The following is a 12932-nucleotide window of genomic DNA, read 5'->3' on the forward strand; positions in this document are numbered from 1 at the left end:
GAGGAAGGTTCACTGTCATGATGCGTCCGTTTTTATTGTCACTGATGATGATCGGCCTGATCGCCCAGCCCCTGGCGGCGGCCGAGCAGGCGCTTGAGGTTCCATTGCCCGGCAAGCGCTCGATCGTTCGGCTCGGCGCCATCCCCAATCCCGCGACCGATTCCGATCGTGAGATCGCCCAGATCCTGTTCGACGGTCTGGACAAGAAGGATCCAGCCCTGGTTTCGCAAGCGATCGGCCGGCTCGAGACGAGCCCGGACGACAAGAATGTGGGAGGAGGGCGCTCGGCGATCTTGTGGCTGGCGAGGCAATGGGTTCGAGCGAACGGCGCGATTGGCGATGACGCCGGTCAGCGACCGAAACTGGAGCAAGCCTACCTCGATTTTTTCCTCGCGGACGATGGCAAGCATCTGAAGGAGTACTTACAACGCAAGTATCGGGCCGCCGATTTCACGCCCGACGACCCCGAGTTCCATCTCGAGCGTGTCACCTTTCTGGATGACCTGCTCCTCTTCAATAATCCGTCGCGTACCCAATGGGACGCCACGGATGAGGTCGTTCGAATCATCGCCGAGCTCAAGCCGGAGGTAAATCGGGTGATCGATCTGGGCGCGGGCTTTGGCTATTTCTCGCAGCGAATCGCCGAGGCCCTGGGTCCGGAGGCCATCGTCCACGCGGCCGATACCCAGGAGACCTATGTCGAGCAGCTCCGGACATTCGTCGATCGCTATGGGATCGCGGGCATTCGGCCGGTGGTTTCGAAGGCGGACGATATCCTGATCAAGGAACCCACGGATCTGGTGTTCATCGCCTCGCTCTATCATGTGCTCTATGCCTGGAGTCAACCCAGGGAGCGCGATGCCTTCATGGAGACCCTGCATAAGACCCTGCGCAACGGCGGCTATCTGGTCATCCTGGATAACCGCGACCATGATGGCGTTTCACTACACAATACCTTCCTGAATAAAGAGTTCGCGCAGGCTCAATTGTATCACTATGGCTTCGAGCTGGTGAAAAGCGAGGATCTGTCGCCTTATCGCTATATTCTCGTATTGCGTAAGACCGCGCCGGAATCGCCCAGGCCACCCCAGTTCACGGCGCCCAAGGGCGCGGCATCGATACGTGTGAGCGATTCGAATTCGGTCGTTCATATCGGGAGCCTCGATTCCTTCGATATCACCAGCTCCGGGATATCCGCCGCGAAACTGATGATGAAGGCTATTTCCGAATCGGATCCGGAGGTGGCGCGTTCGGCGGTTCGTCTATACGAAGCGATCATTCCAAATGAGAACTTTGGCGGCGAATACACGGCCTTGCAGTGGGTCGCCGAATACATCGCCGGCACCGAGGAGGAAAAGAAAGCGCTGACCAAGGATCCATTGGCCGCGGAGTTTCTTGCCTACCTGGCGAAGGACGACTTCGCGAATCTCAAGTTCTACGTGACCAGGAAATATAAGCTAGACAAGTCGAAGCTCTCGGCCGAAGAGGCGATGGATGAAAAGACGCGCGAGATCGGCATCATCAGACGTCAGTCGCTTGAGGATTTCATCCTGTTCAACAATCCACGGCGCGAGAACTGGGAGCAATCGTCACGGATCATGGAACGTCTGCCGCTGAAGCCCGGTGATCGGGTGGTCGACTTGGGGAGCGGTCCCGGCTATTTCAGTTTCAAATTCGCCGAGCGTGTCGGACCCTCGGGTACCGTGCATGCCATGGACACCAAGGATTCGCATATCGAATACATCAAGGAACTCACCGCGAAATGGGGCGTCGATAATCTGGTCGCCACGGTTTCGGCCACGGATGGCTTCGAGATTCCGGAGCCCGGAACGGCCGACATGGTGTTCATGTGTTCGCTGTACCACATTCTGTACGCGGTATCCTCCCAGGCCGAGCGTGACGGTATGATCGCCAGTATCATCAAGGCGCTTAAACCGGGTGGGCGTTTCGTGATCGTGGATAACGGTCCCGTCGCCGAGGATACGCTGCCCTATCATGGGCCTCATATCCGTCAGGAGCTGATCACGGCTCAACTGGAGGCTTACGGATTCAAGCTGGAGTCGACGGAGCAAATCATTCCGCAGCGCTATGTGATGACCTTTTCCCATGGCGCGGATGGGAACTGATCGCGGTCGGTTGGGCGATCGTGGCGACCGACGGATTTTCAATCAGGGATTTCGCGCCAGGATTGGCCTTGGCGTCGAGTCAGGCGCCATTGATTCTCCATGCACTCGGAGTTTGATGAATGAAGGCACCGCAACTCCCAATGATCCTGAGCCTCCTGGCTCTGATCCTGTCGTTTTCCGCGATCACGCTTCAGTTTCTTCCCCAGGACGGAGGCGTCTCGAACGCGATCGAGCCCTCTGGCGCGCCCATGGCGGATCGCTCGTCCGGAGTGGCCAGCCTGGCTCAATCCAAGCCGCCGGGCGCGGCGGAATCCGATCCGACGGCCCTGTCCGCGTCCGATCGTCTGCTTGAGGAACAGTCTCGGAGAATCGCGGGTCTTGAGCGGCAGGTGGCTCAACTCGGACAGGTGATCCGTGCGTCCGGGCTCGATGTCGCGCCGTCCTTCGCGAACGGGCCGCCCGGTGGCGAGCCATGGTTGGCCAGCATGGGTGAGCAATACGCCAATCGGGCGCGCTTCGACGAGAGTCGCAAGAAGATGGCCGAGCGGGCTTCCGCCATGCGGCAACGGGATCTGGAGACCTACGGTGCCGACAGCTATCAGCGTATCTCCGAACTCAGCGAGAAGGCCAGGCCACGTCGAGGCAATGAAAGTCAATCGGAACGCTCGGCGCGAGAATCGGCGCTCAACAGCTTGATGACGGATTATCCAGAGTCCTGGGCCACCAGCGTGGCGGTCGCGGAACAGGCTCTGGATGCCGCCATGAATCGTAATTCACAGGGGGCGGAAATGTATTACCAATCCTTGATCGGTACCTCTCCTTACCCGGAGGTCGTGACCGAGCAGGGGATCGATGCCATTCCGACGCTGCAAACCTATCTGGCGCGGCAATACGTTCAAGAAGGCCGTTACGAGGAGGCATCGGCTATTATCGATGCCTTGAGTGTGCATGCCGATAGCGTGATCGTGGAGCCCAATGACATGGGTGAACCAACCACCAAGCCGGTGCGGGATATCGTGACGGATTTGCGGGCAAGCATCGCGCGATAGTTCGGCGGGACGAGCGCATCCGGGCGGGGCTATTGTCCAAGGGCAAGCCTATTGTCGGTTGGCCTGACGAATGTCTTTTGATCACCGTCACGGCTAAATTGGACCAGGTCGGGCGCCCGCCCGATGGGCCGCGTGCCGTTCGGATGCGTTCATCCACTCACTGAATACCGCGAATCGTCGCTTCCCATCTCCAGCCGCCCCATTCAAGCCCTTGTCGGCGCCTCCCAATGCCGCTAATGCTGGTGTTCTTGGCGAATGGCTTTCGCCGCGTGGTGGTTTGTCGGCTAAACGCTAGAAATTGTGGTGAAATTCTGTTCATGCTTTCAATTAGAGTTGTTGCATCAAGAACCCATGGTCCTGTTGGTGTCCGCGCTTGGCCGCGACCGGATCCGCCCTCGAGTCGGGACGATACGAGGGTAGGTGGGTCATGACCCTGGAATTGATCGGTATCCTGGCCGCGCTCGGCTCGGCGGCGACCTGGGCGGTTGGCGCCCTGTTGCTGAAGCCATTCGCCGAGCGGCTGCCGGCGATGGGTTTGGCGTTCGCGAAGGGCGTATTTGGCTTGATATTGCTGGGGATGGCGATCCTGGCGCTGGGGCCAGAGTCCATGAGCTGGCCGACCTTCTGGGTGCTCTTTCTTAGTGGAGTACTGGGTATCGGGGTCGCGGATACGCTGTTTTTCAAGGCGCTGCGCGAGTTGACCTCCCACTCGTTGGTGCAGTTGATGCTGCTTGGCCAGGTCGCGACCATCGGAATGGCGGTGCTCTTCCTGGGAGAGTCCCTCGTCTGGCTGCAATGGGCGGGCATCCTGCTGGTCATCCTTGGCGTGGCGGTGGTGCTGACCGGGCTAGGCGAAGGCGATTCCGGAAGGGCGACGCGGCGCGGCGTTCTGTACGGGTTGGCCTCGGTCATGGCGATGGCCTTCTCGGTCGTCATGGCGAAGGGCGCGCTCGACGAGGTGGACGCCCTGTCGGCGACCTTTATCCGGATCGCGGGCGGCGTGGCCTCGCTCTTTGTGTTCGCGCCGCTCTTCTATCTGGGGCGGGGTAATTGGCTCAGTCCCCTTCTGTCGGATTGGCGTGTGGCGGCGCGGTTTTGCCTGATCGCTTCCTTCGTGACCTTCGGTGGCTTCTTCCTGTCGTTGCTGGCGATGAAGTTGACCCCACTGGCGATCGCCAACACCCTGCTCTCGACCGAGCCTCTGTTCGTCCTGCTGATCATGGCCCTGTTTTATGGAGAATCTCCGAGCGCGCGTCGTCTCGCCGGAAGCCTGATCGGTGTCCTGGGCATCGGGATCATTTCCAGCAAGAGCTTATTGACTTAGCGCGAGGTTGGCGGAATGCAAAACATCCAGGAGACCCAGACGATCGACCCGAGGGCGATTTTCACGCAGGCGCGGGCTGGAGATCTGTTCGAGGACTCGGTCAAGGCCGCGTTGCGGGCGAGGGGAGCCGCGCAGGAGGCCCTGTTCGAGATGGCCCGCGCGGCACGGCTCGAAGGCTTTCCCGATCGGCGGGCCGAGATCCGCAGCGTCGTGGAGATCTCCAATATCTGCAAGCAACGCTGCAACTACTGCAATATTGGTTGCGAGGACACCAAGAAATACGTGATCCCGACCGATGATCTGGTCCAGATCGCGTCCTTTCTCTACCGCGAGCGTGGCCGCCGTGTCCTCTTGCTTCAATCCGGCGAGAACAAGGACAAGCGCTTCGTCTCGGGTGTGATTCGTGCCTGCGCCCAGATCAAGGACCGGATGCCGGACATCCAGTTGATCGGCTGCATCGGTAATCTGAGTTACGAGCAATACCGCGAGATGCGGGAGGCGGGCGTCGATCGCTATCTGCTCAAGATCGAGGCCTCCCGGCCCTCGCTCTACGAGGCGGTCAAGCCGAACGACACCTGGAGTGAGCGTCGCCAGTGTCTCGACGATCTGGCCGAACTGGGGTTCATGATCGGCAGTGGCGTCATCGTCGGCCTTCCGGGGCAGACCGAGGACGATCTGGTGGCCGATCTGCGGTTCCTGACCGATCTGAATCCGCACATGGTCAGCGCCTCGGTCTTTATCCCCGGCCACAACACCAACTATGAAGGGATGCCCTCGGGCGATGTCGAGACGACCCTGAATTTCATGGCCCTGCTCAGGATCATGAATCCCACCGCGCTCATGCCGACCACCAGCTCGCTGGAGAAGCTGAAGCCGGACGGTCAGTTCCTTGGAATCATGGCGGGCGCCAATACCGTGACCATCCATGACGGGACGCCGCAGGAACTCCAGCATCTCTTTCCGATTTACGACGATAAGCGTTATCGACCCAATGATGACCATCTTCGTGCGGCCGTCGAGCGCGCGGGACTTTGGCTCCAGTCCTGAATGGATAGCCACTATCGACGGTCGATGACGGCGGCGTTTCGACGCCGATTCACTGCTAGCCGCGAGGTCTGAACCATGAGTGAAATGACAGCCATCAGCGAGACTCAAAGGAATTCACCCCAGACGGACAGCGTGGAGAGCCGTGTCAGGGATTTCGAGCGGTTCCGCGAGCTGGGTCTGATCGCCCGATCGGGCGATTTCTTTCCGTCCGTCCATTATCCGCCGATCACCATGTATCCCGAGGCGGAAGAGGAAGAATTGCTGGGAGACTATGTCCCTCCCGCCGATGGGCTTTTCGACGTCTATCTGCATCTGCCCTTCTGCGTGCAGCGCTGCCTGTTCTGTCACTATCCGGTTCAGTTCGGCCAATTCGGCGACGCCGTCCATCCCGAGACCGAGCGTTACCTGGCCGCGCTTGAAAAAGAGATGGATCTGTTTCGCCAGCGTCTTGGGATCCCCATGTTCCAGGCCCGCTCGATCCTGGTCGGTGGCGGTACGCCCACCCTGCTGACGCCGGCCCAGTTGGATCGGATGCTGACGTCGTTCAAACAGCGGGTCGACTGCTCGCGGGTGACCCAGTTCAACTTCGACGTGGACCCCGGCACCCTGACCGACCGCCACGGTAAGGAACGCCTGGAGATCCTGCGCGCGCACGGCGTGGATCGTCTGACCATCGGCGTGCAGTCGCTCGATGACGAGATCCTGCGCAAGATGCATCGCCCGCACGACGTGAAGACCGCGCTGGCGTCGATCGAGGCCTGCCAGGCGCATGGCTTCCAGCTCAACATCGAGTTCATCTACGGCTATCCGGGCCAGACCATCGAAGCCTGGGGGCGCATGGTCGACGAGGCGGCGCGGCTGGGGGTCGAGGAGATTCAGCTCTATCGGCTCAAGATCGAGGCTTATGGCGATGCCCAGGGTCCGATTCAGAAGATCGCGACCCTGCGCCCGGAGGAACTGCCGTCCTTCGAGGACGCCATCCGGATGAAGCAAACCGCGATCGACATCCTCGCCTCCCATGGCTACCGAGAGAATCTGCGGCGTGTCTTTTCCAAGAAACCGGAAGACTACTCGCACTACGCGCACAACCAATGCTGTCAGTTGTATGATCAGGTCGGTTTCGGCCTGACCGCCTTCAGTAGTCTCAGGGACCGGTTCCTGCTGAATACCCAAACCTTCGAGGACTATTACGCGCGTATCGAGGCGGGCCGCTTGCCGGTCAACCGCGGCTTGAAGCGCAGCGAGGAAGAACAGCGTCGCTGGGCAGTGGTGCTTCCGCTCAAGAATCGGGACGTCGACAAGGCCCAGTATCGGTCGCTGACCGGCATCGGTTTCGAGGAGGCGTTTCCGGAGTTGTGGGAGCGACTCCAGGCCCAGGGGCTGGTCGAGGACAAGGGTGGCTTCGCTGGGCTGACCGCCAAGGGCGCCTTTTTCGCCGATGAGGTTTGTCATCAATTCCATGCGCGGCCCTTCATTCCATTCGAGCCGGGTGAGTATGCCGAAGGTCCACTCAATCCCTATCGGAGCGGCTCGAGCTGAAGGTCTGGCGCCGGCTGGTTCCGGCGTGCCGACTGGACATGGAATCGGGCGGAGCCAAGCGAATTTCCTAACGGGAGGAAGGAATTCCATGAAAAAGACTGTTATGGCGAGGTCTGCCTGGTTGGCGGCAACGTTGGGCGTGGCGATGTCCGGCGCGGGCTGCGCGGAGGGGCCTCCCCGTCCCGGTCCAGGCGGGTCCGGCGGACCTCCGACCGTCGCCATTGATGCCTGTGCCTATAAGGTGGCCTCCGAGCGCTGTTACTTCGAGGACGGGCGGCATGCGATCACGGGAACCTGTCAGGAACGCGGTCGGGATTGGGTGTGCGTCCCCGATCGCGAGCCGCCCGGAGGGTCGTCCGCGCCGCGCTCGGGAGGTTTCGGCGCTGGTCCGATGCCGTCCGACGCGGAGGCAGCGAGTTCGGGGCGTCCGCCAAGGCCGCCGCGCGAGGCCGTCGACGCCTGTCGCGACTTGTCCGTTGGATCGGCCTGTGTCGTCGCCACCTCGCAAGGAGATGGCTTCGAAGGACGCTGCGCCTACAGCAGCGAGTTGATGACCTGTATTCCCGGCGACCCAGGGCATCGGCCGGATCGAGACCTTGGCGCTCTTCGCTAGCCGCTAGGGAGCGCCGAGGGTTCTCGGATCCAGCCTGGTTTGCTTTGAGGATGGATTCCTGCCGCGATCAGGGCCGAGGCGGCCCAAGTAACAGGGGCAGGATCTGGGGAATGATGCCCGCCGGGCCTGGATCGGGGCGGGGCGGTGGCCCATAAGCGGGTCCGGGCCCCGGTCTGGGACCAGGGTCGAAGCCCGGTCCTCCGGGACCACCTGGCCCGCGCGGTCCACGCGGCGGTCGCCCAGGACCGCCGTATCCAGGTCCATATCCGTCGTATCCGGGTCCGTATCCGGGGCCTCCCGGACCTTGGGCGAGGTTGAGTCCCGCCTCGCCGCGCGTCGCGTCGATGACGGCGGCTTGGGCTCCGAGCGAAGGCCCAGGATCCTGGTTCCAAGCCCCCGCCGAGGCGAGGCTTCCCGATGCGATGAAGATCAAAGCCAGCATTGGGATGAATCGGTTCATGATTTCGAGTCCTTTTTGAATGGCGATGACAAACCAAGGTGTTTCCACCCGCGCCCGTCATCCTACTGCCGATCCTCGCCAGAATCATCCTCTGGCATCGTCGCGGCCATTCCAAATTCGGTTGGTTGCCGCTGATCATCCCGGCGATCGCGCGACCGGGGATGGCCGAGTCGCACTCGGCACGGCCTCCTACCGCCCGCGACCAGCCGGGGTGCCTCGGCGCTGACCGCGAAAGACCGCAGCCGTTCGTTGGCTTCCGGAGCCTTCCATGTCACGCCCCTGACGTTGCCGCGAGGGCGTCGAGGTTCGCGGGCCGCTCCAGGATCGATGGTATGATTGCCCGCTCGAAACCCTCTGTTTCCATGGCGCGGTACGCCTTTGCCTGGTATCGGGGAGGGGCGGCCTAGGCCGAGAATAGGGGTTTCAGGGCGCGTTTCAAAAGCGACCGACACCGACCGGAAAACACGGATTCGATGTGGAATATGAGCCGGGGCAAGGTATTTTCATTCAGCGTTTTCGACGCCGTTCTGACGAGACGGACGGCAACGTCGGTCGGTGTGTTCTGCGTCTTGCAGCACCAGCTTCGCACTCGACATGACTTGTCCGTGCCGCTGCAGTTCGTCGAGGAATTCTTCGAGATTCGGGTCTCCGCCGAGGCTTGCGCGCGCGAGGCGTCCGATGAGGAAGAGGTCTTGCTCGATGAGATCTATGCTCGAATAGGTCTTCGCTTTCCCGAGATCCCGGCGGCCGTGATCGAGAACATCAAGCAGGCCGAGTTGGAAGTCGAGGAAGAGCTGATATTCGGCGTTCCGGAAACGCTTCGGACAATCCACCGGCGGCTCGACGAAGGCGAGCGCGTGGTGCTTGTTTGCGATACCTATCTCGCGGAAGCAACGCTTCGGCGCCTTTTGACTAGGGTCGATTCCCGTCTCCGCGAATGTCCGCTCTATGTGTCTTCCACCATCAGGAAGACCATGGAGTCGGGCGGCTTGTTTCTTCACCTGCTGCGCTCGGAGGGAATCAAGCCCAGACAGTTGGCTCACCATGGCTCGAACATCGAGACCGACGTCAAGACGGCCCGATCCCTGGGTATTCGCGGCTCGCTCTATAAAGCCACCTGGCTATCGGAGATCGAGGTACGGTATTTCGAGGAAGACAACCTATTCGCCCAACTGCTGGCGGGGGTCAGCCGATCCTTTCGTCTCATGCATCCCGACGCCTCGAATCCCGCGATGATCGGGGCCTGTCTGGCCGGTCCCATGTTTTACGGCTTTATTTGGGATGTTCTGCGCCAGGCCAGTGAGCGGGGGATTTCCAAACTCTATTTCATCGCCCGGGACGGCATGGTGTTCCTGCGCATCGCACGGGCCATCGCCCAAGTAAATCCGATGGGTCTGGATCTCCGCTACCTTTACGGATCGCGTCGCGCTTTTCGTCTGCCATCGCTATTCGAGATCACACCGCGCGAGAAGCGCTGGCTGGCCGAGCGTATTCCCGCCCTATCGCTCTCCATGCTGGCGGAGCGGTTGGACATGAAGGGCGAGGAGCTTCGCGCCTTCTTGCCGGAGCCGATGCGGGCGCGGTTCCATGACTTGGATGCGTCGATGTCGGAAGACCTCGCGACGGAGGTCGTGGATCTGCTCGACGAGATCCCGGCGCTCCGCGATCGGATCCTGGAAAACGCCGCGCGGGACCGCGACGACATCATCGCCTATTTGCGACAGGAAGGTTTCTTCGATGATCCGCGGGTGGCGACGGTGGATATCGGTTGGATGGGCGGCAGTCAGGATTCACTCTATAAGATCGCGGCTTCCCACAAGCGAGATATCGAGATTCATGGGTTCTACTTCGGCCTGTTCCACTATTCCAAATACACGACCAGGCGCAATAGCAAGACGGCTTACGCCATTGTGCCGAATCATACGACCGACAACATCGTGGCGCTGCATACCGAGCTGCTCGCGCAAGCCGATCATGGGCAGACGATCGGGTACCGAAGGCTGGCCGATGGAACCACGGTGCCCCGATTACGGGATGACGGCGACCATCTGCGTGACTGGGGCGTCGGTGACTTTCTCGCGGGGGTCGAATGGTTTTCCAGTGAATACGCGCGAGCCGCCGAGCGCTATCCGCTCGCCCCGGAGCATTTCCTGGCCGTGGTCCCCAGGTTGTTCAGCCTCATGATGAAACCGACGCCCTTGATCGCCGGGACGCTGGGTGCCGTACCCTACTCGGGCGATCACTGCGACCTCAAGCTGCGCGAAAGCGCGCCGGCCTTCAGCGTGCGGCAGGCACTGTCTTATGCCTTTTCACAACGCTACGAAAACCGGCGTCTGATGACGGAGTGGTGCGAGGCGACGCTGGTGCGCAGCTCGCCGCTCGCGCGAGCGATACTGAGACTGCATCCCCTCGTTCAAGGCTCGAAGTACGCCATCAAGCACTCGTTGTTATTCATCATAAATAAAATCAAGGATATCCAGGCACCAGGGAGTCGTGGGACTAGGAAGCGGAGAGCCGGATCTCCGAAGCGCGGAAGTTCCATGAAACGAGAAACGCTCGAACTCCGTTAGCGCTTGGTCAAGACCTTGTCCCTATTCGCACTCCCGGTTTCGCCGGAGATTCCACCCGCTGTGGAGTAGATTATTCATGGGTTCTCCAACCGTAAGCGTCGCCTTGCCTGTCTATAACGTGGCCCCTTATCTCGGGGCCTGTCTGGACTCCATCCTCGCGCAGGATTTCCAGGATCTGGAGATCATCTGCGTCAACGACGGATCGACGGATGAATCACCCAGGATCCTAGCCGAATACGCGAGCCGGGATCCCCGAATCCGTATCGTCGATCAATCGAACAAGGGGTTGGCGTCGACGCGGAACACGGCGATGGAGCATGTTCGCGGACGCTATCTGATGCATGTGGATTCGGATGATCTCCTGACTCCCGGCGCCATTTCGAGTCTCGTTCAGGAGTGCGAGCGAACGCAAGCGGATTTCATCGTTTTCTATCACAGCATGATCGAGGATGAGCGGGAATTCGATTCCTGGTATTACGATTTCGATCAGTGGAATCTGGAGCCTAAGACCACGCTCGATCAGAAGCTTGAGATCCTGCATTACCATTACACCTGGTCCAAGTTCTTTCGCATGGACTTCCTTCGCGCGCATGATTTCCGATTTCCGGACGGCTTGCAGTTCGACGACAACATCTATCATTGGAAGGTACTGCTCGCGGCCAGCAAGGTGGTGATTCTGCCGCGGAAGCTATACCGCTATCGCGTCCGGGCCGGCTCCATCATGTCTCATCGTGGAAGGCATCACTTGGACATCTTCTACATCTTCAGGGAAGGTAAGAAACTCTTCTATGAAATGGGTGTGTTCAATGAGGTCTTTCAGGACTTCATGCAATACAAGATGAATCTGCAGTATTTCTGGACGCGGGACATCGAGCCGCGCTTTCGCTGGCTGGCCTACAGGGGCATTCTCGATGGCTGGAGCGGCGACGAGGAGCGTTTCGTCAGAGAGTATCCGCATCTCCTGGCACCGGAAGCGCTGGCGTTTTATCAGCGGCTTATCGCCTCGCGGCTGTATCGCGTCGGCGGGCGTGAGGCGGCCGTGTCGATGCTGGTGGCGCGTCGCTATCTGTCTTCCGCGCGCCGACGCTGGGAGCAGGCGGTGCGTTCGCTGCGTGCCCGGATTTCCAGAATGGCCTGGGTGCGACCGATCCGGAATTGCGTGCGGGGCGCGCCGGTCGTCGTGGATCCGCGTTGCGCGGATCTCGTGGGGAATTTTCAGAACGTGCCGACCTATTGGGTCGAGTTCTGGCGGTCCTATCTAAGCGAGCAGCGCGAGGCGATGCCTGGCAAACTGACGGCCTTGAAACGGGATCTGTCGGAGAACGATCAAGATCTCGTGGAGATCTTTTATCGCGCTTACGACAAGTATCTTCCGGAGTGCCGGGACTACGGCAAGATTCTGATCCATAAGGATCTCTTGTGGCAACCCAAGGAGCGGTTCCAGCAGAACACGAGGGCGACGCCCAAGGTGGCGAGCCGTTATCAGCCGTTCCTGGACGAGTATCCCTGGCTGTCGGCGGACGTCTTCGTCAATCTCTATGGACTGAGCGTCTTTCCGCGGGATGTGCGGGCGCGGATCCGCGCCGGCGGTGATGTGATCGACGGCGGCGCCTTCATCGGAGATTCGGCGGTTCAATTCGCCGATGCCTGTCCGCACGGCCGAGTGCTCGCCCTGGAGCCCGACCCGGTGAACTTCCAACGAATGCGTGAGAACGTCGAGCGCTTCGGATTGGGCGAACGCATTCTCCTGGAGCCGGTGGGCCTGCACGATCACCAGGGCCATTTCCAGATGCACCACCATGGGGCGACCGATTTTCCGGACCAGGGAACCAGTCTGCTGAATGATTTCCGCCTAAACGCCGACGCGGGCGGCGACCTCGTTTCCGGTGAGTTCACGACCATCGACACACTGGTTGAGCGTCATGATCTGCGGCCGGTGCTTGTGAAGCTGGATATCGAAGGTCTGGAGAAGGAGGCGCTCCTGGGCGCGCGCGAGACCATCATGCGCTATCGTCCGGCGCTGATCGTCAGTGTCTATCATCACCCGAAGGACTTCTTCGACATCAAGCCCTGGCTGGAGTCCCTGAACGCCGGTTATTACTTCGCCTTTCGACGTCTCGATATGCAGTCGCCGGTGTCGGACATGGTGATGCTCTGTTATCCGCGTATCGCCGCCCTCGGCGTTGGCGATGCCACATGATGAT

General features: G+C 60.5%; 9 protein-coding genes. 8 read left to right on the top strand and 1 reads right to left on the bottom strand.

Annotated features, from left to right (window positions below):
- Nucleotides 1–17: 17 nt before the first annotated feature.
- From CKO27_RS07510 to CKO27_RS07535, 6 genes are all read left to right on the top strand, one after another.
- Nucleotides 18–2126 carry a class I SAM-dependent methyltransferase gene (locus tag CKO27_RS07510; protein WP_200374261.1) on the top strand — a complete coding sequence of 703 codons (2109 nt, stop codon included), beginning with the start codon at nucleotides 18–20 and terminating at the stop codon, nucleotides 2124–2126.
- A 119-nt stretch (nucleotides 2127–2245) separates the two neighbouring features.
- Nucleotides 2246–3175: a hypothetical protein gene (locus CKO27_RS07515; protein WP_200374262.1), complete on the top strand. Its 930-nt coding sequence runs from the start codon at nucleotides 2246–2248 to the stop codon at nucleotides 3173–3175.
- Nucleotides 3176–3602: 427 nt separating this feature from the next.
- Nucleotides 3603–4499 carry a DMT family transporter gene (locus tag CKO27_RS07520; protein ID WP_200374263.1) on the top strand — a complete coding sequence of 299 codons (897 nt, stop codon included), beginning with the start codon at nucleotides 3603–3605 and terminating at the stop codon, nucleotides 4497–4499.
- A 15-nt stretch (nucleotides 4500–4514) separates the two neighbouring features.
- Nucleotides 4515–5546, top strand: coding sequence for a biotin synthase BioB (locus CKO27_RS07525; protein ID WP_200374264.1), 1032 nt, complete (start codon nucleotides 4515–4517; stop codon nucleotides 5544–5546).
- A 75-nt stretch (nucleotides 5547–5621) separates the two neighbouring features.
- Nucleotides 5622–7085, top strand: coding sequence for a coproporphyrinogen-III oxidase family protein (locus tag CKO27_RS07530; RefSeq protein WP_200374265.1), 1464 nt, complete (start codon nucleotides 5622–5624; stop codon nucleotides 7083–7085).
- 88 nt (nucleotides 7086–7173) lie between these two features.
- On the top strand, nucleotides 7174–7698 hold the full coding sequence (locus CKO27_RS07535; RefSeq protein WP_200374266.1) for a hypothetical protein: 525 nt from the start codon (nucleotides 7174–7176) through the stop codon (nucleotides 7696–7698).
- Nucleotides 7699–8661: 963 nt separating this feature from the next.
- Here the strand turns inward: CKO27_RS07535 and CKO27_RS07540 are convergent.
- The gene (locus tag CKO27_RS07540; protein ID WP_200374267.1) at nucleotides 8662–9159 is read right to left on the bottom strand and encodes a hypothetical protein; all 498 of its coding nucleotides are present in this window, start codon (nucleotides 9157–9159) and stop codon (nucleotides 8662–8664) included.
- Here CKO27_RS07540 and CKO27_RS07545 point away from each other — a divergent pair.
- Complete coding sequence (locus CKO27_RS07545; RefSeq protein WP_200374268.1) at nucleotides 9148–10728, top strand: hypothetical protein; 1581 nt, start codon at nucleotides 9148–9150, stop codon at nucleotides 10726–10728. The two genes, CKO27_RS07540 and CKO27_RS07545, sit on opposite strands and share 12 nt — an antisense overlap.
- A 76-nt stretch (nucleotides 10729–10804) precedes the next feature.
- The gene (locus tag CKO27_RS07550) at nucleotides 10805–12928 is read left to right on the top strand and encodes an FkbM family methyltransferase (RefSeq protein WP_200374269.1); all 2124 of its coding nucleotides are present in this window, start codon (nucleotides 10805–10807) and stop codon (nucleotides 12926–12928) included.
- Nucleotides 12929–12932: the final 4 nt, after the last annotated feature.

Origin of the sequence: Thiocystis violacea (assembly GCF_016583575.1) — a bacterium.
In the GTDB taxonomy this organism is placed as follows: Bacteria; Pseudomonadota; Gammaproteobacteria; order Chromatiales; family Chromatiaceae; genus Thiocystis; species Thiocystis violacea.